General features: G+C 64.6%; 18 protein-coding genes and 1 tRNA gene. 12 read left to right on the top strand and 7 right to left on the bottom strand.

The window, feature by feature from the left end; translation table 11 throughout:
* Positions 1 to 68 precede the first annotated feature (68 nt).
* From A3E1_RS43560 to nudC, 4 genes are read left to right on the top strand one after another with little or no spacing between them, the layout of a single operon-like run.
* The gene (locus A3E1_RS43560) at positions 69 to 1,364 is read left to right on the top strand and encodes an FAD/NAD(P)-binding protein (protein ID WP_083929752.1); all 1,296 of its coding nucleotides are present in this window, start codon (positions 69 to 71) and stop codon (positions 1,362 to 1,364) included.
* Positions 1,333 to 2,631, top strand: coding sequence for a M16 family metallopeptidase (locus A3E1_RS0134040; protein ID WP_040392558.1), 1,299 nt, complete (start codon positions 1,333 to 1,335; stop codon positions 2,629 to 2,631). The genes A3E1_RS43560 and A3E1_RS0134040 overlap by 32 nt, the downstream gene beginning before the upstream one ends.
* Positions 2,628 to 3,935, top strand: a complete 1,308-nt coding sequence (locus A3E1_RS0134035) for a M16 family metallopeptidase (protein WP_020525306.1) — start codon at positions 2,628 to 2,630, stop codon at positions 3,933 to 3,935. Before A3E1_RS0134040 ends, A3E1_RS0134035 begins: the two co-directional genes overlap by 4 nt.
* Positions 3,932 to 4,858 (top strand): NAD(+) diphosphatase, encoded by a 927-nt coding sequence (gene nudC / locus A3E1_RS0134030; RefSeq protein WP_020525305.1) that lies wholly within the window; start codon positions 3,932 to 3,934, stop codon positions 4,856 to 4,858. Before A3E1_RS0134035 ends, nudC begins: the two co-directional genes overlap by 4 nt.
* On the opposite strand, the gene A3E1_RS0134025 is transcribed toward nudC, so the two are convergent.
* Positions 4,784 to 6,025, bottom strand: a complete 1,242-nt coding sequence (locus A3E1_RS0134025) for an MFS transporter (RefSeq protein ID WP_020525304.1) — start codon at positions 6,023 to 6,025, stop codon at positions 4,784 to 4,786. The two genes, nudC and A3E1_RS0134025, sit on opposite strands and share 75 nt — an antisense overlap.
* A 20-nt stretch (positions 6,026 to 6,045) precedes the next feature.
* On the bottom strand, positions 6,046 to 6,618 hold the full coding sequence (locus A3E1_RS0134020; RefSeq protein WP_020525303.1) for a winged helix-turn-helix domain-containing protein: 573 nt from the start codon (positions 6,616 to 6,618) through the stop codon (positions 6,046 to 6,048).
* A gap of 201 nt (positions 6,619 to 6,819) precedes the next feature.
* Here A3E1_RS0134020 and A3E1_RS0134015 point away from each other — a divergent pair, with 201 nt between their 5' ends.
* Positions 6,820 to 7,068: a hypothetical protein gene (locus tag A3E1_RS0134015; RefSeq protein ID WP_026209094.1), complete on the top strand. Its 249-nt coding sequence runs from the start codon at positions 6,820 to 6,822 to the stop codon at positions 7,066 to 7,068.
* On the opposite strand, the gene A3E1_RS0134010 is transcribed toward A3E1_RS0134015, so the two are convergent.
* Positions 7,061 to 7,291 (bottom strand): mycoredoxin, encoded by a 231-nt coding sequence (locus tag A3E1_RS0134010; RefSeq protein ID WP_020525301.1) that lies wholly within the window; start codon positions 7,289 to 7,291, stop codon positions 7,061 to 7,063. The two genes, A3E1_RS0134015 and A3E1_RS0134010, sit on opposite strands and share 8 nt — an antisense overlap.
* Before the next feature lie 83 nt (positions 7,292 to 7,374).
* Here A3E1_RS0134010 and A3E1_RS0134005 point away from each other — a divergent pair, with 83 nt between their 5' ends.
* The 3 genes from A3E1_RS0134005 to A3E1_RS0133995 all read left to right on the top strand — a co-directional run bounded on the left by A3E1_RS0134005 (position 7,375) and on the right by A3E1_RS0133995 (position 10,360).
* Entirely contained in the window at positions 7,375 to 9,498 is a 2,124-nt protein-coding gene (locus A3E1_RS0134005; protein WP_020525300.1) for an ATP-dependent DNA helicase UvrD2, read from the top strand.
* A gap of 99 nt (positions 9,499 to 9,597) precedes the next feature.
* Complete coding sequence (locus tag A3E1_RS0134000; protein ID WP_020525299.1) at positions 9,598 to 9,852, top strand: hypothetical protein; 255 nt, start codon at positions 9,598 to 9,600, stop codon at positions 9,850 to 9,852.
* 148 nt (positions 9,853 to 10,000) lie between these two features.
* Entirely contained in the window at positions 10,001 to 10,360 is a 360-nt protein-coding gene (locus A3E1_RS0133995; protein WP_020525298.1) for a WhiB family transcriptional regulator, read from the top strand.
* Positions 10,361 to 10,640: 280 nt separating this feature from the next.
* Here the strand turns inward: A3E1_RS0133995 and A3E1_RS0133990 are convergent, their stop codons facing one another.
* From A3E1_RS0133990 to A3E1_RS47545, 3 genes are all read right to left on the bottom strand, one after another.
* Positions 10,641 to 11,966 carry an ABC1 kinase family protein gene (locus tag A3E1_RS0133990; protein WP_020525296.1) on the bottom strand — a complete coding sequence of 442 codons (1,326 nt, stop codon included), beginning with the start codon at positions 11,964 to 11,966 and terminating at the stop codon, positions 10,641 to 10,643.
* A 10-nt stretch (positions 11,967 to 11,976) separates the two neighbouring features.
* Positions 11,977 to 12,933: a hypothetical protein gene (locus tag A3E1_RS43555; RefSeq protein WP_020525295.1), complete on the bottom strand. Its 957-nt coding sequence runs from the start codon at positions 12,931 to 12,933 to the stop codon at positions 11,977 to 11,979.
* A 154-nt stretch (positions 12,934 to 13,087) separates the two neighbouring features.
* Complete coding sequence (locus A3E1_RS47545; protein ID WP_020525294.1) at positions 13,088 to 13,258, bottom strand: DUF5679 domain-containing protein; 171 nt, start codon at positions 13,256 to 13,258, stop codon at positions 13,088 to 13,090.
* A 256-nt stretch (positions 13,259 to 13,514) separates the two neighbouring features.
* Between A3E1_RS47545 and A3E1_RS0133975 the strand changes: the two genes are divergently transcribed.
* Positions 13,515 to 14,045: a M48 metallopeptidase family protein gene (locus A3E1_RS0133975; protein WP_020525293.1), complete on the top strand. Its 531-nt coding sequence runs from the start codon at positions 13,515 to 13,517 to the stop codon at positions 14,043 to 14,045.
* Here A3E1_RS0133975 and A3E1_RS0133970 read toward each other — a convergent pair.
* Positions 14,032 to 15,351: a zinc-dependent metalloprotease gene (locus A3E1_RS0133970; protein WP_026209093.1), complete on the bottom strand. Its 1,320-nt coding sequence runs from the start codon at positions 15,349 to 15,351 to the stop codon at positions 14,032 to 14,034. The two genes, A3E1_RS0133975 and A3E1_RS0133970, sit on opposite strands and share 14 nt — an antisense overlap.
* A gap of 114 nt (positions 15,352 to 15,465) precedes the next feature.
* Here A3E1_RS0133970 and A3E1_RS0133965 point away from each other — a divergent pair, with 114 nt between their 5' ends.
* The 3 genes from A3E1_RS0133965 to A3E1_RS0133955 all read left to right on the top strand — a co-directional run bounded on the left by A3E1_RS0133965 (position 15,466) and on the right by A3E1_RS0133955 (position 19,682).
* The gene (locus A3E1_RS0133965; RefSeq protein ID WP_026209092.1) at positions 15,466 to 16,518 is read left to right on the top strand and encodes a YlbL family protein; all 1,053 of its coding nucleotides are present in this window, start codon (positions 15,466 to 15,468) and stop codon (positions 16,516 to 16,518) included.
* A 123-nt stretch (positions 16,519 to 16,641) separates the two neighbouring features.
* Positions 16,642 to 19,545: a UPF0182 family membrane protein gene (locus tag A3E1_RS0133960; RefSeq protein WP_020525290.1), complete on the top strand. Its 2,904-nt coding sequence runs from the start codon at positions 16,642 to 16,644 to the stop codon at positions 19,543 to 19,545.
* A gap of 63 nt (positions 19,546 to 19,608) precedes the next feature.
* Positions 19,609 to 19,682, top strand: a tRNA-Met gene (locus A3E1_RS0133955).
* Positions 19,683 to 19,917: the final 235 nt, after the last annotated feature.

The following is a 19,917-nucleotide window of genomic DNA, read 5'->3' as shown; positions in this document are numbered from 1 at the left end:
CCCGAGCGAATCGGGATTGCAGGGTGGCTAGTGCCTCGCGGCGAAGCTGACCGAAGGGAGGCTTCGGCGTGAGTGCTGTGGTCGTAGGTGCTGGGTGTAGCGGGGTGTTCGCGGCACGTGAGCTGGTCCGGGCGGGCTGGCTCGTGGTGCTCATCGATCCCGGTGCCCGCCCTGGCCGGGGTCTGGCCTACGGCACAGCAGCGCCCTGGCACCTGCTCAACTCGCCCGTGAGCGCGATGAGTGCCGAGCCGGACGATCCGCTGCACTTCTTGCGCTGGTGTCGTGAGCGCGATCCGCTCATCCAGGCCGGTGATTTCGTGCCCCGTGCCTGGTATGGCGACTACCTGGGCGAATCGCTGCGTGACGCCGACGGCTGGGGTGACCTGGCCGTCCACAGAGGACACGTCGCACGCGTCTTCGAAGCCAACGGCGGCGGGCTGACCGTCTTGCTGGCCGATGACGTCGTCGTCCCGGCGGAAAAAGTCGTGCTGGCCGTGGGAAACCCACCGCCCCGGCAGCCGTTCCCGGTCACGAACGCGCACTGCTACATCAAGGATCCGTGGCGGCCCGGTGCTCTAGACGATCTGCCCGAGGGCGACATCCTGCTCGTGGGCACCGGTCTAACGGCTGTCGACGTGGCCCTCACGCTGGGCCGGGCTGTCACCGCGATCTCCCGGCACGGTCTGCTGCCCCAAGTTCACGCGCCACACGCCGCGCTGACCGTGCCCCTGCCTCGCAGCCGCACCCTGAGCGGCCTGCTCCGCGAGATCCGCGGCGTGCCCCATGACTGGCAGTCCGTCATGGATGGCCTGCGTCCACATTGGAACGATCTGTGGCAGCGGCTCTCACCTGCCGATCAGCAGCGATTCTTGCGCCACGTCAGCCGGTTCTGGGAGGTGCACCGGCACCGGATGGCACCCGCGGTGGCCTCCGCTGTCAGCGGCTTGATGACGGTCAAGAAAGGCGAGGTCTGCGGGGTAAACGGCACCGAAGTGATCACGCGCGGGCCGGAAGGGATCAGCACGGGCCACTACGCGGCGGTCATCAACTGCACCGGCCCCGGTCCCGTGACGACGAATCAACTCGTCCGGTCACTGATCGCCGATGGGCTCGCGCGCTCGGGGCCGCACGGCCTCGGCCTGGACACTGACGAGCACGGTGCGCTCCTCGGCCGTACCCATCGACCAGCACAGATCTACACCTTGGGGCCGGCGCGGCGCGGCACGCTGTGGGAGACGACGGCCGTACCGGAGATCAGGGCACAGGCGCGAGCACTCGCCCAGCACCTCGTTCCTGTGGGCCGGTCCGCCGGCGGAGCGCTAGGGTGGTCCCGTGCAGATTCCGCGTACCCATTACCAGGTTGAGCGATTTACGCTCCCCAACGGGCTTCGGGTGGTGCTTAGCCCGGACCGCAGTGCACCGGTTGTCGGCGTAGCGGTTGTCTATGACGTTGGCATCCGGTCCGAGCCGGAGGGCCGCACCGGTTTCGCCCACCTATTCGAGCACTTGATGTTCCAGGGCTCCACCAATCTGGAGAAGCTGGCGCACTTCCGGCACGTCCAGGGAGCTGGCGGGACATTCAACGGTTCGACCCACCTCGACTACACCGACTATTTCGAGACCGTGCCGAGCAACGCCCTGGAGCGGATGCTGTTCCTGGAAGCCGACCGCATGCGCGGGCCACGGCTCACCGAGGAGAATCTGCAAAACCAGATCGATGTCGTTAAGGAAGAGATCAGGGTAAATGTCCTGAACCGTCCTTACGGCGGGTTCCCGTGGCTGAAGCTCCCGCCGGTCATGTTCGATACCTTCCCCAACGCGCACGATGGCTACGGCTCGTTCACCGATCTTGAAGCCGCTACGGTTAGTGACGCCGCCGAGTTCTTCGACCGCTACTACGCCTGCGGCAACGCGACGTTGAGCGTCTCGGGCGACCTCGACCTTGACGAGACCCGGAAACTGATTGAAAAGCACTTCGGCGATGTGCCCTCACGGCCCGCTCCGCAGCGCCCTGATTTCGACGAGCCGGATCTGTCTGAGGAACGCCGTGAGTCCTATGTGGACGCACTGGCGCCCCTGCCGGCCATCGCGGCCGCTTGGCGGGTGCCTAACCCCATCACGAAGTTCGGTGAGTACCTGCCTTACGTCGTGCTGGCCGAAGTCCTGACCGATGGCGAAGCCTCACGGCTCGTCGAGCGGATGGTCCTCAAAGACCGGTCGGTCACGAGCGTCGGCGGTTACCTCGGTTTCATGGGTGAGCCCTTCGAGGTACGCGACCCCACCGCGCTGTTGCTGCAAGCGCACATGCCGCCGCAGGGCAGCGCTGACAAGGTGCTAGCGACGTTTGACGAAGAGCTCGACCGGCTCGCCAACGACGGACTCGCCCCGGGTGAACTCGCCCGCACGCAAGCCCGCATGGCCACGCACCTGTTGCGGGAAACCGATGCCGTGCTCGGCCGCGCCCTGCGCATGGCCGTTCTCGAACTCCAGCGCGGAAATCCGGGTCTGCTCAACGATTTGCCGCACCAGCTGTCCGAGGTCACCGAGGAGCAGATCCGCCAGGCCGCGGCCGCGCTCCGCCCGAACCGCCGGGCTTCCATCGAAGTCATGCCAGGAGGCGGACAGTCATGACAACGACTCTTCCGGATCTGGACGAGAACCGTCCGCTCACGCTGCCGTTGCAAGCCGAAGTGACTTTGCCCAACGGGCTGACGATCATCGCGATCCAGCGGCGTTCGGTGCCACTGGCTGAAGTCCGGCTCCGGGTTCCGTTCGCCGAAACACCATTGGCGCCGAGTTCTCTTATATCCCAAACACTTCTTTCTGGTACTAGTAAGAAGTCCACCGTCGAGATAGCCGCTGAGTTGCAGACTGTCGGTGGCGGTCTGAACGCGGCGGCAGACCCCGACCGGCTGCTGGTCAGCGGCAACGCGCTGGTGACCGGGGTGGACCGGCTACTGGAGCTGCTCGCCGAGGTGCTGTTCGAAGCGTCCTATCCCGACCACGAGGTCGACACGGAACGCGACCGCCTCGCCGACCGGATCCAGGTGGCGCTAAGCCAGCCGTCGCACCTGGCACGGGTGGCGCTGCTCAAGCGGATGTATGGCACGCACCCCTATGCGGTGCAAACGCCGTCAGTGGAAGAGGTTCGGGCGGTCTCGCCGCAAGACCTGCGCAACCTGCACGCGCAGCGGGTCAAGGCGGCCGGTGCCACGCTGGTGATCGTGGGCGACCTCGACCCAGAGGAAGCGTTGGCGGCAGCGGAACGTCACCTCGGCGCCTGGGATGGCGGTGGCTCACCGCTCGTTCTGCCCGACGCCCCTGCTCTGGTGCCTGGGCCACTGGTTTTGGCGGACCGTCCGGGGGCGGTTCAGTCCTCGTTGCGGATAGCCCTGCCGGCCGTGCGGCGGACCGACCCCGATCACGCGGCGCTGCAGCTGGCTAACCTCGTGTTCGGCGGCTACTTCTCGTCGCGCTGGGTCGAAAACATCCGTGAGGACAAGGGATACACCTACGGCCCGCACTCAAGCATCGAGCACTCGGTCGCCGGATCGTCGCTCGTGGTGTCAGCGGAAGTGGCCACCGAGGTGACCGCTCCCGCGCTCGTCGAGACGCTCTACGAGCTGGGCCGTCTCGCCTCGCTGCCGCCGGCTGAAGCCGAGCTGGAGCAGGCGCGCCAATACGCGCTGGGGACACTCCAATTAGGAATGTCCACACAAGCTGGTCTGGCTGGCCTCGCGAGCACCTACGCCGGATTCGGGCTGCGGCTGAACTACCTGGCCGAGCATGCGGCGCGGTTGCAGGCGGCGACGCTCGACGATGTGCGGCGCGTGGCACGCGATCACCTTGCCCCGGCTCGTGGAGCCGTCGTCGTGCTCGGCGACGCGTCGAAGATCCGCGATGAAGTGGCGGCGATCCTGCCGGTCGCGTCATGACGAATGGTCACCCCGGCACCGGTCAGGGAGGTCTGGCCGGTGCCGCTACCACCCTCTATCCACCGCTGGACCGGGCGGCGTTTCGGCGCGGTGACCCGCAATGGCTCGAAGAAGCTTGGGAACGCGCCCTTGTCGTGGTGATCGCGCCCGATGGCCGGGCCATGGTCGCCGATGACTGCCTGGTGCTGAGCACGCCTGAAGACCTCGCTGGAGACCGCCTTTTCCTAGGCGTCGATGAGGCGGGCACGCCCTATTTCGCCGTCGCGGGCACGCCGCGATCCGCACCTGGCGCCGAGCTTAAGCACCTCTGGGAAACCGGCGCCGACCTGAACGTGCGTGACGCGAAACTGTTCGCTCAGGCGCTCGGATTGGTGCAATGGCACAAGGATTACACCTTCTCGCCGATGACCGGTGAGCCCACGGTGCTGGAGCAAGGCGGCTGGGTGCGCCGGGAACCCAACGGGGAGTTGCACTTCCCACGCACCGATCCGGCCGTCATCATGCTCGTCCACGATGGTGTGAGCGGACCGCAGGGCAAGGCCTTGATGGGCTCAGGAGCTCTGTGGCCGCCCAGTCAAGGCGTCCGCCGCTACTCCACGCTCGCCGGCTTCATCGAGCCGGGGGAGACGGCCGAAGCGGCTGTCGCCCGGGAAGTGCTTGAGGAAGCCGGAGTGCACGTGCACCAGGTGTCCTATGTGGGCAGTCAACCGCATCCTTATCCCCGCTCGCTCATGCTCGGGTTCACCGCACTAGCCGACCCGGCCGAACCGGTAGTCGCCGATCCAGCCGAGCTGGCCGACGCACGCTGGTTCACCCGGGCCGAAGTCAATGCGGTGATCGCGGGAGTTTCAGACGACTTCCGGCTCCCGAACCGCAGCAGCATCGCCTATCGCCTCGTCACCCGCTGGGCGGCGGGGGCTTAGCCCACGAGCGGCAAACAGGTAGAGGGCGGACAGTCCAACCACGACGGCCATGATGGCGAACAACGTCTTGAAGGACACCAGCCCCACCAGCACGGCTCCCAGGCCGATCGATAGCGCCTGGGGGCCGCTGAGCATCGCGTCCATAGCCGACGAGGCGCGGCCGAGAATCTCGTGTGGCGTCAGGCGCTGCATGAGCGTCATCAAGCCAACGATGATGTAGGGCAATCCGATCCCGGCGATCAGCGACGTCGCCAGCAACACCCACAGCTGCGGCCAGAGCGCGGCGACCGTCAGTGGCAGGAAGAGCGCTAGCCCCAATGCGGCGGTCGCGATCTCGCCAATCTTGGCGACGACTTTGGCGGCGGTCAGTCCGCCAATGATGCCGCCAATGCCTTGCAGGCTAAGGAACCAGGCAAGGAACTCCGGTGGCCGGTGCAAGCCTTTGTCCACGAGCGCAAAAGAAGCGGACTCACTCATGCCGAACATGATGAGAGCCGCGGTAACGCCGATCGTCATGCGGCGCAACGCTGGCGTGCGCACGATGTGGCTCACCCCGGCACCAACCTCGCGCAGCCAGTGCATTTCCATGGTGGGGGCGGGCTTACGGGGTACCGTCAAAAATGAAGTAACCAAAGCGGCCAGCAGGAAGCAGCCGATGCCGGCGAGCGCGAGGCCCCAGCCTTTTGTCGCCACGTAAAGGGTCGCACCGACTAACGGGGCAATGAGCCGCAGCCCTTGACGGACCGTTTGCAGGGCGCCGTTGGCTTCGGCCAGCAGATCTTCCGGGATCGTTTCTTTGATCAGCGCGTTGAGCGCGGAGCTGACCGAGATGTAGGAAAGTCCGTAACCGACCGAGACCGCATAGACGATCCAGACGTCGTCGCGTTCGCGTACCAGAAATAGCGGAGTGAGCAGAACGGCGGAAGCGAGCAGCGCCGAGACGAGGAAAGGCTTGCGCGGGAAGCGATCCACGAAGTAACCGACGAACGGCGCGAGCGTCATGGGAGCGACGACCGCGAAAATCGTCGCGCCGGCCATGCCATCTGAGCCGGTCAGCGTCTTCACCCAGACCGCGAGGGCAAGCAGCAGAATGGATTCAGCGATCATGCTGAAGGTCATGCCAGCGAACAGCCAGCGAAATTCGGGGCGGCGCATCACCTTGCGCATCGGAAGTCTCCTTTGGAGGGTCAGCGGGCCGGGACACCCCACGCCACGAGCCGAACCGGCCGGGCGCCTTCGGGACGGGTGGAAGGGTCGGTCAGCCGTTCCGCGTTGTCCAGGTAAAGCGCACGGATCGTGTCGTCGATAGCCTGCAGCTCTTCGGTGGTCAGCCAGGCGATGCTCTGATTGGTGAACGGAGCGGTCTGCCAATCCAGCGGCTCGGCGGATTTGCGTTCCTCCCAAGCGTTTCGCTCCGACAGCTCGAAGGCGAGCATCGCGTCGGAGACTTCACGCCCGGCGATCGCCATCTCTGCCGAGTCTTCTGGGCTGCCCCATTGCGTTCCCTTGGGCACCCATCGCCACGGCCGGTTGCGCCCGTGTGCGGGAAGCTCGGTCGCCTCTTCGATGAACCCGTATTTCGACAGCTGCCGCAGGTGCCACGAGCAGTTGGCGGGCGTTTCGCCGAGATGCTCGCCGAGCTCGGTCGCCGTCGACGGGCCGAGCAGGATCAACGCGTTGATCAGCTTTAGCCGCACGGGGTGAGCCATGGCCCGCAGCATGAGCGGGTCAGTCACTTTCCGGGTCGGAATCTCGGTCACATGTCGAAGCATACCTTTCGAAAGAACTCTTTCGTCAAGTCTGGCACCGTGAGTAATCGACCGCTTACGGCATCATTGGACTGCTATTACGCTGAGTCACCCGTTTAGGCGGGGCTGTTGTCCGTTCGTTGGTACTTTCTTGATTCCACCGTGTGCTGTGACCCAGAGTGGCTTCAACACCTCATGCGAAGCGGGTTGCTCATGCGTTTTCTCATCGTCCGGACCGAGGTCCGGCCGTTTGCGCCGGAGGAGGTCGCAGCGTCCTTTTTGGACGACGCCCCTCTGCGCGATGAGAGCACGAGCCCGGAGCAGCGCCGCCAAGTCGCCGAAGCCGATAATCTCGATTCAGCGTTGCAGCTAGCCCGGGCTCTCGCGTCTGTGGGGGCGGTGCGATCAGGGCGCCAGCGGGTAAAAGTCGTCCGGCTTGACGCCCCGAAGTGGCTTAGCTGAGCTTTTGCTTCACGTCGATGATGCTGGGGTTCGTCATCGCGCTACCGTCCGGGAAGCGGACGGTCGGGACGGTCTGGTTGCCACCGTTGACACTCATGACGTATTCAGCCGCGGCTAGATCCTGCTCGATGTCGACCACCGTGTAAGCGATTCCTTCGCGGTCAAACTGGCTTTTAAGCCGGTGACAGTAACCACACCAGGTCGTCGAATACATGGTCAGCATGCTTGTGGCTCCTTTTACGGGACGGCGCGCGGTAACTCTATTGCGGTGAACGTCGGTGGCTACTGGAATGATGTCGCTTTGTGATGGGCGGCTCAATCTTGCGAGGGCTAGACGAGGAGCAAACGGCGGCGGTCACCGCCGCGCCCGGTCCTGTCTGCATCCTTGCTGGTGCGGGCACGGGCAAGACCCGGGCGATCACGCACCGCATCGCGCATCGTGTCGTCACCGGCCAGGTGCAAGCCCGTCATGTGCTCGCGGTGACGTTCACTTCACGGGCCGCCGCGCAATTGCGAGAGCGGCTCGGTTCCCTTGAGGCGCATGGGGTTCAGGCCCGCACGTTCCATGCGGCGGCTTTGCGTCAGCTGCGCTTCTTCGGCCCGCGGTTGCTCAGTGGGCGCGATGTGCCCGAGCTGGTCGAGAGCAAGACCCGGCTCATCATGCTCGCCGCCACCAAGGCGAGCGTCCGCGCTGACCGCACCATCGCGCGAGACCTCGCCTCGGAGATCGAGTGGGCCAAATCGTCCTTAGTAGAGCCCGGCGAATATGTGGTGGCCGCGGCCAAGGCCAACCGGGAAACCCCGCTCGATCCAGAGCAGGTCGTGGCGGTCTACGTCGCCTACGAGAAGGCCAAGCGGTCAGCCGGTGTGATCGACTTTGAGGATCTGCTGCGCGCGATGTGCTGGGGCATCGAAGAGCACTCTGACGTCGCCGAGCAGATCCGTGCGCAATACCGCCACTTGGTCGTCGACGAATACCAAGACGTCAACCCTTTGCAGCAGCGGCTGCTCGATGCCTGGCTCGGCGGCCGCCGTGATCTGACCGTCGTTGGTGACGCGGCGCAGACCATCTATTCGTTCACGGGTGCCACCTCCTCCTATTTGGTCGACTTCGCTCGCCGCTACAGAGACGCCACTGTTGTGCGGCTCGTGCGCGACTACCGCTCCACGCCACAGATCGTGGGGCTGGCCAACGCCGTGATCGGGCAGGCGCGGGGCGCCGAGTCGCGGCTGCGGCTCGATCTCGTGGGGCAGCGGCCGCCTGGGCCCGACCCCGAGATCCGCGTCTTTCCCGACGAGGTGACCGAAGCTGTTGCCGTGGCCCGGCGTTGTGCCGAGCTGATCGCCTCCGGGACGCCCGCGCAAGAGATCGCGATTTTGTTTCGTGCCAACGCACAGTCCGAGACGTACGAGGAAGCCTTGGCAGATGCTGGGGTGCCTTATGTGTTGCGCGGCGGCGAAAGGTTCTTCGAGCGGGCTGAGATCCGGCAAGCCATGGCTTCGCTGCGGGCGGCGACGCGAGCCGAGTCCGGCGACGAAGACGAGGACTTGCCCGGCACCGTTAGCTCGGTGCTGAGCGGGCTCGGCTGGCAACCCGAGCGCCCACCGCCCGGTGGTGCGGCTCGCGAACGCTGGGAGGCGCTCGCTTCGCTGGTGCGCCTCGCGTCCGCGTTCCAGCCCGCGTCGCTGGAAGGTTTCGTGGCCGACCTCGCCCGGCGGGCCGAGCAGCAGCACGTGCCGACCGTGGCCGGGGTCACGCTGGCGAGCCTGCATTCGGCCAAGGGCCTGGAGTGGGACGCGGTCTTCTTGGTCGGGCTAGCCGAAGGCACCTTGCCGACCAGTTATGCCCGCTCCTTCGAGGCACTCGAAGAGGAACGGCGCTTGCTCTATGTCGGCATCACGCGGGCGCGCCAGTGGCTGTGGCTCAGCCTTGGGGAGGCCCGCTCGCCGGGCGGCAGAGCGCGCCGCCCGTGCCGCTTCCTGCCGGCGCTCAACAGCAATCCGTCTGCACCGTCCAAGCAAACGCCCAAGGCGCGCAGTGACCGTCGCAAGACCGTCATCGTCAGCTGCCGAGTGTGTGGCACGACACTATTCGCTGGGATAGACCGCAAACTGGGCCGCTGCGCCACGTGTCCGTCCACTATGGACGAAGACCTCTTCGAGCGCCTGCGAGAGTGGCGTGTGCGCACCGCGACGGCGGCGAAAGTGCCGGCCTATGTGGTGTTCACTGACGCGACACTGACCGCTCTGGCGGAGCGGCGGCCATCTGACAATGCCGGACTTTTGGCCATTGCGGGAATTGGCAGCCGGAAACTTGAGCTCTATGGTGAAGCGGTGCGGGGCTTGCTAGCAGGGGATTCGGTCGAAAAATGGGCCGATGAAACACCCGCGCAAAAAAATCTTGAAAAAGATTTGGCAACAGAGGCGTAATTCGTTTGCGCTCTCGCCGGGGGCCGACATAGCCTCTGGTCACACCCGCAAGAACCCTTGCTGGGGGTCGTACTAAAGCGCCGGAAGGAGGCGAGTCCGATGGAGATGACGTTGAAGAACAACACGCCGGTGTCGGCATTCGCCGCCGCTGGCGTTTGCACTGTTTCGCCGGATCCGCGCTTCGCCGTGGCTTCTCCGGCCGTCACCACGCCAGTGGTGGCTCAGCTGCCGCAGGTGCACCAGGCCCAAATTCTGGCGTCTGGCGTCAAGCGGGGCTACATGGGCGTTGAGACCCGTCCGAGCAACAAGCTCGGTGGATTCCGCGGAAAACCGCCTCGAAGAAGGCCGGTCTAGGACTAGATCCAGACCACCGGCTCACCTTCGAGGCCGCGGAACCCGCAAACCGGGATCCGCGGCCTTACTTATTTGCCCGAACCCCCATTCGGGCAGCACCAGAAGACCGATCCACAAGATCGAGAAACGAAAGAGAGGTGACCGGGAGATGACTCTGGTATTGGACCCAGTAGGTGTAAGCCTCGAACTGGGTGCGGAACTGCCCTGTCGTAAGTTCGACCCGGACCTGTGGTTCGCCGACGCTCCAGCCGAACTGGAGCTCGCAAAGTCCCTCTGTGGGGACTGCCCGCTTCGGGTTGAGTGCCTTGCAGGTGCTCTTGACCGTGAAGAGCCCTGGGGCGTCTGGGGTGGCGAGATCTTCGAGCGTGGTGCCGTCGTGGCACGTAAGCGTCCTCGGGGCCGGCCACGTAAGGACGACCTTGCCCGTGAGGCCGCTCTAGCGGCTGAGGCAGAGGCTCGGGTGGCCGCGACCGTTATCGGCCGCGACACTGTCCAGCTGGCAGCGTAAGTTCCGTAAACCAATCACCAGCCGATCTTTCGGCAGGTACCACCACAAAGGACAAACCTAATGAACATCGAACAGAACGGATTGATCGAGATGTATACCATCCATGAAGCTATGAGCCGAGCGCGAATGCACGAGCCTCAGACCATCTCCTCTGAGGCTTCCCGTTCCGCACGCCAGATCGCTGTCCGCGCACGCCGCATGGCGAGCCGTCTTCGCTCCGGCCGGTAGAAAACTTCAATAGCGAAAGCCGGGAGCCCCCCAGCTCCCGGCTTTCGCCTTGCTATGGCGCGAAACCTGGAACCCATTCCTCGACAATGGCGCGGTAGTGCGCCTTCGCCTCCAGCTGACACAGCACCCCGATCGACCCGAGCGTCACGCGCTGGATCATCAGGTAGGACGGTGGCAGGTTCAATTGCCTTCCCAGCTGGTACGCAGGGCTGCGTGGACTAGCGATCCGAGCCGCCTCAGCACGCAGCCAAGCACGGGTGAACCGGAACTCGTCCACTTTGAGCGGATCGAGCATCGGCAGAAGGTATTCCAAGACGGCGTCAGCGTCGATTTCCAAGTCTGGCTTGACGAATCCCTCTTCGCGTAAACCCGCAAGGACGTCTTGTGCCTTGCCCTCCAAGGCAAGCCGCGTCAGCCGGCCGACCGGTTCGGGCAGACCGTCAGGAAGCCGTGCCACCGCACCGAAATCGATCACGGCGAGCCGGCCGTCTTCCATCAAGCGGTAGTTGCCTGGATGCGGATCGGCGTGCAGGAGCCCAGCCCGTTGCGGGGCCGAAAAGTGAAGCGTGGCCATCAGCGCTCCGGCCCGGTCTCGTTGGGCGACCGTGCCTGAGCCGATGACTGTCGACAGTGGAGTGCCCTGAACCCACTCGGTCACCAGAACCCGGCTGCCCGCCTTGAGCACTTGCGGGACAAAGATCTGCGGATCGTCCTCGTAGGCCTTCGCGAACGCGGTCTGGCTTTCGGCCTCAAGGAGATAGTCCAGTTCCTCGACGACCCGTTCGCGTAACTCGGCGACGAGGGGTTTGACGTCGAGCCCGGGCTGAATCACCTTGAACAGTGCCGCCATGCGGGACAGCTGACCGAGGTCGGCGATGAGGGCGTCGCCCGCTCCCGGGTACTGGATCTTTACCGCGACGGGGACACCGGTGCGTTTGCGGGGCACCTTCCACTCCGCCTTGTGCACCTGGCCGATGCTGGCCGCCGCCGCGGGAGTGTCGTCGAATTCCTTGAACAGCTTGCGCCAGTCGGGGCCGAGCTGCTCGGCCAGGACTTTGTGGACAGTCGCCGACGGCATGGGTGGAGCCGCTTCCTGAAGCTTCGTCAGTGCGTCGCGATAGGGCTGCGCGAGGGCTTCTGGCAGCGCTGCTTCGAACACACTCAAGGCCTGGCCCAGTTTCATCGCGCCGCCCTTGAGCTGCCCGAGGACGCTGAAAAGCTGCTCAGCGGTGCGTTCCTGGATCTCGGCCGAGATCACTTCCGAAGCGAAACCGGTCATCCGCTTGGAAAAGCCCAGGACCGTGCGGCCGGCGAAGCTCAGGGGAAGCGAAGCCAGCTTGGCGCTGCGTGCGACGGCTCGCCGCGGGATGTCGGTCACTGGCTCATTGTTACTGACCGAGCGGCCTTTCCGGAGGTGAAGGCGTGAAGGTTCGGCGGCGCCGGCGCGTGCAGCCGCATTGGGGATGCGGTGTCCAGGTGCGTCTGCGCCACGGCGCGGTGCCGCTGATCTCGACGGTCACGCCGATCGCGGAGGGCTGGGCACCGTCTAGATAGGCCAGAATCTCAGCGGCGGCGAACCCTGCCGCGGTCATCGCTGTCGCCGATGGACATGGGGCGTGTGCTGGCCCGTCGCTAGAAAGCTGCTCGGCCAGCCGGGGCCAGACCGGATCGCGGTCCGTGCGGTGCAGGTCCAGACAGCACAGGCACGGGCCTGCCGCCGCTGGCACCAATGGGCCGACGATGGCGACACCGTCGCGCACACTCACCGCCAGGTGCGGCAGCTTGCTGCGGACCGGGCGCACGAGTCCAATGTGGACGACGAAAACGTGCTCGCCACGGGCTGCTGTCGCTTCGGCCACGGTCGCCTTCGTCACGATGCCAACTCCCGCGTCGCGCAAGGCGGTCGTCACGTGATCGGCGATGCTTCCGTCACCCGTGATGATGATTTTGGCCCGCTGGCGGCGCCTCAAGATGACCGCAGGACTGGCGGGCCGGTCCCGGAACCGGACCGCGATGGCGGCGGCTTCCGGGATGATCCGCCGCCGTTCCTCAGCCGCCAGGGCTGTTGGCAAGAGCGTGTTCGCCGGCACGACGAGCCCTGCCTCGGCCAAGCTGGCGAGGGTCGAGACAACGTCTTGTTCCGCCATCCCGATCCGGCTCATCTCCCCGATGATCACCCGCTCCGTGCGCGACCCGTCGAGCAGGTCGAGCAGCTTGGCGGCGGCCGGGTGAGGCAGCTCCAACACGACCGCCTGGGCCGGGTCGGTGCCCAGCTGAACGGCGTGCTGATGACGCCAGAGCGGGCGAAGGCCAGGGAGCAGGGTGGGCCGGGAAAGCGTGGTCACAGCTTCAAATAATGCGTGATCAGAAAGCTATCCCCAGAGTTATCCACAGGCTATCCCCGATGATCACCGGGGTTATCCCCAAGTTATCCACATCAGCGATCTAGTTATCTAGCTGGCCGGGGCCGCGAATAACCCCGGCCAGCCCGGCCTGCGCTCAGGCTTTGGCTTCGGCCTTCCCGAGGATGCGGTTCACGGTGGTGCCGCACACCGGGCAGGGTCCCTTGGCCATCCGCATGTTGGTCTTGGAGATGGTCACGGTCCCTTCGAAGTCCCGCTTCTCCTTGCACTTCACGCAGTAGCCGTTGTACGTCTCGGTCTTAGCCACGATTCCTCCTCAATGGTCAATTCGATGCCGTCGACTGTCGCCGTGGACGGTGGAAGTCTGCCTGCCCGAACTCAGCAGACAAGTCAGGTAAGCCGGGACACGCCGGAGCTATCGTGCGTATCGGATATGAGAGAGATTCGGGTCACCCTGACTCGTTGAATTTATATGCCAAAAGCCACTTATCGCTGTAAATCTAGCGATGATCAGAAAATTGGCTCTTGCGGACCCCTGGCCAGGGCAAGCTAGCGTCCTTCCCGTGAGCGGTGCGGGGCGCAAGCCCGTGGTTGAAGTGCGGCGCAGTGAGCGCCGCCGCCGCACGGTGTCCGCCTACCGCGACGGAGAACGCGTTGTCGTCCTGATCCCCAACCAATTCTCGCGAGCCGAGGAGACGGAATGGGTCGACCGGATGCTCGCCCGGCTAGCCGCCCGCGATCAGCGCATTCACCGAAGTGATGCTGATCTTGCGCAGCGGGCACGTCAGCTGGCGTCTCGATACCTGCCCGAATATGGCGATGTCGCGATCCCGGCCAGCGTTCGGTGGGTGCACAACCAGAACGGCCGCTGGGGCTCCTGCACGCCGTCGGACCGCACGATCCGCCTTTCCGACAAGGTGCGCGAGATGCCGCGCTGGGTGGCTGACTACGTGCTGCTGCACGAGCTGGTGCACCTTATCGTGCCCGGCCACAATGCTCGCTTCTGGGAGCTGGTCGGGCGTTACCCCAAGACGGAGCGGGCCCGCGGCTACCTCGAAGGGATCGCCGCGGCGGCCCAGATCACGGTCGGCTAGTGCCGCCGTCGTCCTCGCCCGGCTCGGCTTGCTCCGGCCCCGGCTTCTCATCACGGTCGGTTTTGAAACCGCCGTTCGCGTCGAGGTCGCCGAAGCCTTCGAGCTCGCTTAAGTCCAACTGCGACTGTGCGTATCCAGCCGGGTCGGCGAAGTCCTCTTCGGACGGAAGCAAGTCGGGGTGACCCCAGAGCGCGTCGCGGCCGGCGACGCCACGATGCTCGGTTAGCGCAGCCCACAACGTGGCCGCCTCGCGAAGTTTGCGGGGACGCAGCTCCAAGCCGACGAGAGCGGCGAAGGTCGACTCGGCGGGCCCGCCAGCCGCGCGACGGCGCCGGAACGCCTCAGCGAGCTTCTGAACCTGTGGCAAGCGGCCTTCGGCCGACGTCTCCACGACGTGACAGACCCAGCCCTCCACGAGCGCCAAAGCTGTTTCCAGCCGTCGCAGCGCCGCGCGCTGCTGCTCGGTGTCGTCTTGGGCGAAGACTCCTTCGAGCTGCAAGCCCTGCATCGACTGCGGATCCTGCGGATCGATTTGCCGCATGGCTTCCTCGATCGCCTCCCGGTCGACGCGGATGCCCCGCGCATAGGTATCGACGGTGTTGAGGATGTGCCCACGCAGCCACGGGACGTGCCCGAAGAGCCGCTGGTGCGCGGCCTCGCGCAGAGCGACGAATAGCCGCAGCTCGTTGGGGTCAACGTCGAGGCCTTCGCCGTACACCCGGAGGTTTGCGGGGATGAGCGCGGCCGTGCCAGCCGGTCCTAGCGGCAGGCCGATCTCGCCGGCGGAAAGGACCTCCGTCGCCAGTTTGGCCAGAGCCTGACCGAACTGCCCGCCAAACAGCGCGCCGCCAAGCGCGGTGATCATGGTGGACATCGGCCCGAGTTGTGCGCGCGCCTCCGGTGGAATCAGGTCGCTCATAGCGGCGACCATGTGCTCGGCGACCGGGTCGGCGAGCTTCTTCCACACGTCCATGGTGTTGTAGATCCACTCATTGCGGTTCCACGCGGTGGCCACGACGACGCCACTGGGCAGCGCGGTCACCGGCTCCAGCCACAGGTCGGCCAGACGCAGAGCCTCCTGAATGGCCGCCTTGTCGGCAGGCGTCACCGCTGGGTCGCCGCCTTCGCTGTTGAGTGAAGTCGTCGCGACCTGCCGGGCAAGATCCCAGTTCACGGGACCGCTGCCGCCTTGCGACTGGGCCATGAGTTGCTGCAACCCGGCCAGGAATTGCTGCATTTGCTGTGGGTCATTGGGATCTGGTGGTTGGCCGCCCGGGAGGGCAAAGCCGAACGGGGTGTCAGGCACCACTCCACGTTACGCTAACTTGAGCCGACCTGACTCATGTCAGGGCTCACCGTTACGCTTTGGTCCATGACCGAGCCGGTTTTTGTCCCGCCGCCCCCGAAGCGTTCATTCGGAATCCGGCGCCGTGGCCTGACCGTCATGCTCGGCTTCGCGATCACGCTGGTGTTAGCTGTGCTCGCGGGCACCGCCGAGGTGCCCTATGTCGAGCTCAGTCCAGGGCCAACCGTCAATACGCTGGGTGCGGTTGACGGGTCCGGGCAGGCCTGCACCGAGCTTTCTGACTCGTGCCAAGAGGTGATTCAAATCACCGGAGGCGAAACGTCTGCCAGCAAAGGCCAGCTGCGGATGACGACCGTTTCGGTCTCGTCGAGCGTCTCGCTGCTTGAGGCGATCAAGGGCTGGTTCTCCGATGAGGACGCGGTTGTTCCCCGCACGCTGATCTATCCCGAGGACAAAGACGAGAAGCAGGTCGAGGAAGAAAACCGGCAAGAGTTCGAGGCGTCGCAGACGAGCGCGGAAACCGCCGCCCTGCGTTATCTCGGCTTTCCCGTCAAGGTCGCTGTCTCCGAAGTCCCCGCTGACGGTGCCTCCGCCGGCAAACTCCAGGCCGGTGACATCGTCGAGACCGTCGATGGCGTCGAGGTCAGCTCGGTGCAAAAGCTGCTCCAGCTCGTGACGGAAAAGCCGGCCGGAGCGGTCCGCCAGGTCGGCTACACCCGTGACGGAGTGAAGTCCACAGTGGACATCACCACCAAGGCTGGCCAGGACGGCAACCCGAAACTTGGCATCTCGATCAAGACGACACAGCCGAATCCGTACCAGCTGAAAATCAAGCTGGACAAAATCGGCGGGCCTAGCGCGGGCATGATGTTCGCTCTCGGCATCATCGACAAGATCAAGGCCGAGGATCTGACCCACGGCATGGTCATCGCCGGCACCGGCACGATCGACGACGAAGGCCGGGTCGGGCCGATCGGCGGGATCGCCCAGAAACTCCACGGCGCCAGGGCCGCGGGCGCGACAGTGTTCCTCGCTCCTGCCGCCAACTGTGCCGAAACCGTCGGCAACGTGCCCGACGGTCTGCGGGTCGTCAAAGTGTCCACCTTGGATGACGCGATGGCCGCGTTAGCCGCCTTGCCGTCAGGAGCACCGCTGCCGTCCTGCTGATGGCCGGCGGAGCGATCGATGTGAGCGGTCGTGTGTGGTGGGCCGAAGGCGCGACATCTCCGAGCGCTCATTTCGACTGTAGGCTGGACCACCGTGGTGACCAGATCAAGTCAGCTTCCCCGGATGAGCCGTCGCAGCCGGGCCTGGCTCATCGTCCTGACCGGATTGCTCGTCCTCTTCGCGACCCTTGGCTGGGTAGTTGAGGCCTGGACCGAATGGCTTTGGTTCGAAGAACTCAAGGCCACGCCTGTCTTCACCGGGCAGCTGGGCACCAGGCTCACGCTCTTCGCCGTCGCCGGGCTCGCCGTCGGCGGCTTCATTTTCGGCAACCTCTATCTCGCCTATCGCGTGCGGCCTTTCTTGCCGCCCACAGGACATTCTCAGGAAGCGTTAGAGCGGTATCGGTATCTGCTCGGGCCGCGGCTCAACCGCTGGTTCATCATCGTGTCTTCCGTGATCGGGCTGTTCGCCGGGCTCGCGGCACAAGGCCACTGGCAAGACTGGATGCTGTTTAGCAACGCGGTGGATTTCGGCGAGGTCGATCCAGAGTTCGGCATCGACATCGGTTTCTACGTGTTCCGGCTTCCGTTCTGGCAATACCTGCTGAGCACAGGTTTCACCGTGGTGGTGCTGGCGCTGCTGGGATCGCTCGCGGTGCACTACCTCTTCGGTGGCCTGCGGCTGTCCGGGCCGGGGGAGCGGCTGACCACCGCGGGACGGGCTCACCTGACCAGCCTGGTCGCGTTCTTCGTCATCCTCAAGGCGATCGCGTACTGGTTCGATCAGCGCGCTTTGCTCCTAGACACCATCACGGGGACGAAGCTGACCGGCGCCGGATACACCGACATCAACGCGTTGCTGCCCGCCAAAGAGATGCTCATGTACATCTCCATTATCGTGGCCATCGCTATCTTGATCTTCTCCAACGCGGTGATGCGTAACCTGACCGGGCCTGCCGTCGCGCTTGGACTGCTGCTCGTGTCGGCGATCGCCATCGGCGGCATCTATCCCTGGGGCGTGCAAACGTTCGAGGTGGACCCGAGCCGCAACACCAAGGAAGCCGATTACATATCCCGTGCCATCGGGCAAACTCGTCTCGGCTTCGGCATCGATGACGCGCAAAAACGGGACTACACCTCTGGCGTGACTGTTCCGCCGGCGAGTCTCGCCACCGATCAGACCGTCGTGCCGAACATCCGCCAGCTTGACCCGGCCGTGGTGTCCGAGGCCTACACGCAGCTAGCCCAGGTGCGCAGCTTCTACCACTTCGGCGACAAGCTCGACATCGACCGCTACACGCTCAAGGACGGCAAGGTCCGCGACTACGTCGTCGGGTTGCGCGAACTGTCCTACGAGGCGCTCACGGGCACGCAGAACAACTGGATCAACCGGCACACCATTTACACCCACGGGTACGGTCTGGTGGCCGCACCTGCCAACGAGGTTTGCGCGGGCAACGGTCTGCCGAAGTTCGTGTCAGGGTTCTTCTCTGAAGGGTCCACTTTGGGCGGTTGCGCCTCGGCCACCGGTGAGATGCCGGAGCAGAAGCAGCCACGGGTGTATTACGGCGAGCAAATGAAGGAATACGCCATCGTGGGCAAGGTGCCCGGCGGTCCGGATGTGGAGTATGACCGTCCCGTGGGCGAAACTACCGACGCCCACCACACCTACGAGGGCACCGGCGGTGTGGACATCGGCTCGACCTGGCGGCGGCTGCTCTACTCGATCAAGTTCGCCGAGTCCAACTTCTTGCTCGCCGACGCGATTAACGACAACTCCAAGATTTTGTACGAGCGCGATCCGCGTACGCGGGTGCAAAAAGTCGCGCCGTTCCTCACCCTTGACGGCGACCCATATCCGGCTGTCGTAGGTGGACGGATCGTCTGGATCATCGACGGCTTCACCACGTCAGCCAACTTCCCTTATTCGAAGCGGGTCGACCTGCGTGAGGTGACGAACGACGCGCTCACCGGCGACGGCACGTTCCAGCTCGCGCGCCAGCAAATCAACTACATCCGCAACTCGGTGAAGGCCACGGTCGACGCCTATGACGGCTCAGTGACGCTTTATGAGTTCGACGACAAGGACCCCGTGCTCAAGGCTTGGAATAAGGCTTTTGGTGGCGACCTCGTCAAGCCCAAGAGTTCGATCCCGTCTGAGCTCGAAAGCCACTTCCGTTACCCGGCCGACCTTTTCAAGGTGCAGCGTGACCTGCTGGCACAGTTCCACGTGACGAACCCGGGCGAGTTCTTCACCGAGGCTGACTTCTGGGCCGTGCCCGATGACCCGGCCAAGGGCAACGTCAAGCAGCCGCCCTATTACCTGCTGACGAAACTCCCCGAGCAGGATTCGGTGCGGTTCCAGCTCGTGGCCGCCGTGAACCCGAAGGACAAGCGAAACCTCGCGGCCATCATCTCCGGATCCTATGTGGACGGAAAGCAAGTCCTGGAAGTTTTGGAGCTGGGCAAGGACAGTCCCATTCCTGGGCCGGGCCAAGCTCAGGAGCGGATGGAAAACAACACGGCGAAAATCGAGGGCTCGCCAAATGATGTGAAGACGCAGCTGGGACTCTGGCGAGATCAGGGTCTAGTGAAGGGCAACCTGCTGTCGCTGCCCTACGGCGGCGGAATGCTTTACATCGAGCCCATCTACACCAAGAGCTCAAACGACCAGGCGTTCCCACAGTTCCAGCGGCTGCTCATGAACTACGGCGACCGCGTGGCCTTTGCCACCACCATCGCCGACGGCATAGCGCAGCTCACAGGAAACGCGCCGCCGCCTCCGGTGACGGAAAAACCACCAACGACAACGCCTCCGCCCGCTTCCAGTAATGCGCTGGCCGCTGCCGCTGAAAAGGTGAACAAGGCCATCGAGGATCTGCGGGCCGCTCAAAAGTCTGGTGATTTTGAGGCACAGGGCCGGGCGCTGAAGGCGCTTGATGAGGCGATAAAGGAATTCCAAGCAGCTCAGGCGGCTGCCGCCGCGGCCACACCAGCCCCTAGCGCCACACCCTCCCCGGGCGGGTGACGCAAAACGCGCGCGATTCGATTTGCGGTTTCACCCCGCGCCAGGCTACGGTTTACAAGCCGACGCGGGGTGGAGCAGCTCGGTAGCTCGCTGGGCTCATAACCCAGAGGTCGCAGGTTCAAATCCTGTCCCCGCTACAAAGGAATTGCAGGTCAAGGGCACTTATCCATTCACTTGGGTAAGTGCCCTTGATCGTTGGCGGGGTGTCAGCGGGGTATCCATTGCCACCTATGTTCCACATTTGATGCACCATTGAGCGAGAAGTCTCGATCTCTTCGGAAACCTTTGACTTCTCTTCTCTGAGCTGGAGTGGGCACTACTGTCAATCCCTCCGAATATCTTCGGGACACGCCATATTGACGATCGTCTGTG

Source organism: Catelliglobosispora koreensis DSM 44566 (assembly GCF_000379685.1).
GTDB lineage: Bacteria > Actinomycetota > Actinomycetes > Mycobacteriales > Micromonosporaceae > Catelliglobosispora > Catelliglobosispora koreensis.
This window is presented reverse-complemented; position numbering and strand designations above follow the sequence as displayed.

What these genes read in the sequence shown, in the direction of transcription:
- A3E1_RS0134035 (WP_020525306.1), top strand. Translation starts at nt 2,628, where the DNA reads ATGACAACGACTCTTCCGGATCTGGACGAGAACCGTCCGCTCACGCTG.
- nudC (WP_020525305.1), top strand. Translation starts at nt 3,932, where the DNA reads ATGACGAATGGTCACCCCGGCACCGGTCAGGGAGGTCTGGCCGGTGCC.
- A3E1_RS0134025 (WP_020525304.1), bottom strand. Translation starts at nt 6,025, where the DNA reads ATGCGCAAGGTGATGCGCCGCCCCGAATTTCGCTGGCTGTTCGCTGGC.
- A3E1_RS0134015 (WP_026209094.1), top strand. Translation starts at nt 6,820, where the DNA reads ATGCGTTTTCTCATCGTCCGGACCGAGGTCCGGCCGTTTGCGCCGGAG.
- A3E1_RS0134010 (WP_020525301.1), bottom strand. Translation starts at nt 7,291, where the DNA reads ATGCTGACCATGTATTCGACGACCTGGTGTGGTTACTGTCACCGGCTT.
- A3E1_RS0134005 (WP_020525300.1), top strand. Translation starts at nt 7,375, where the DNA reads ATGGGCGGCTCAATCTTGCGAGGGCTAGACGAGGAGCAAACGGCGGCG.
- A3E1_RS0134000 (WP_020525299.1), top strand. Translation starts at nt 9,598, where the DNA reads ATGGAGATGACGTTGAAGAACAACACGCCGGTGTCGGCATTCGCCGCC.
- A3E1_RS0133995 (WP_020525298.1), top strand. Translation starts at nt 10,001, where the DNA reads ATGACTCTGGTATTGGACCCAGTAGGTGTAAGCCTCGAACTGGGTGCG.
- A3E1_RS0133960 (WP_020525290.1), top strand. Translation starts at nt 16,642, where the DNA reads ATGAGCCGTCGCAGCCGGGCCTGGCTCATCGTCCTGACCGGATTGCTC.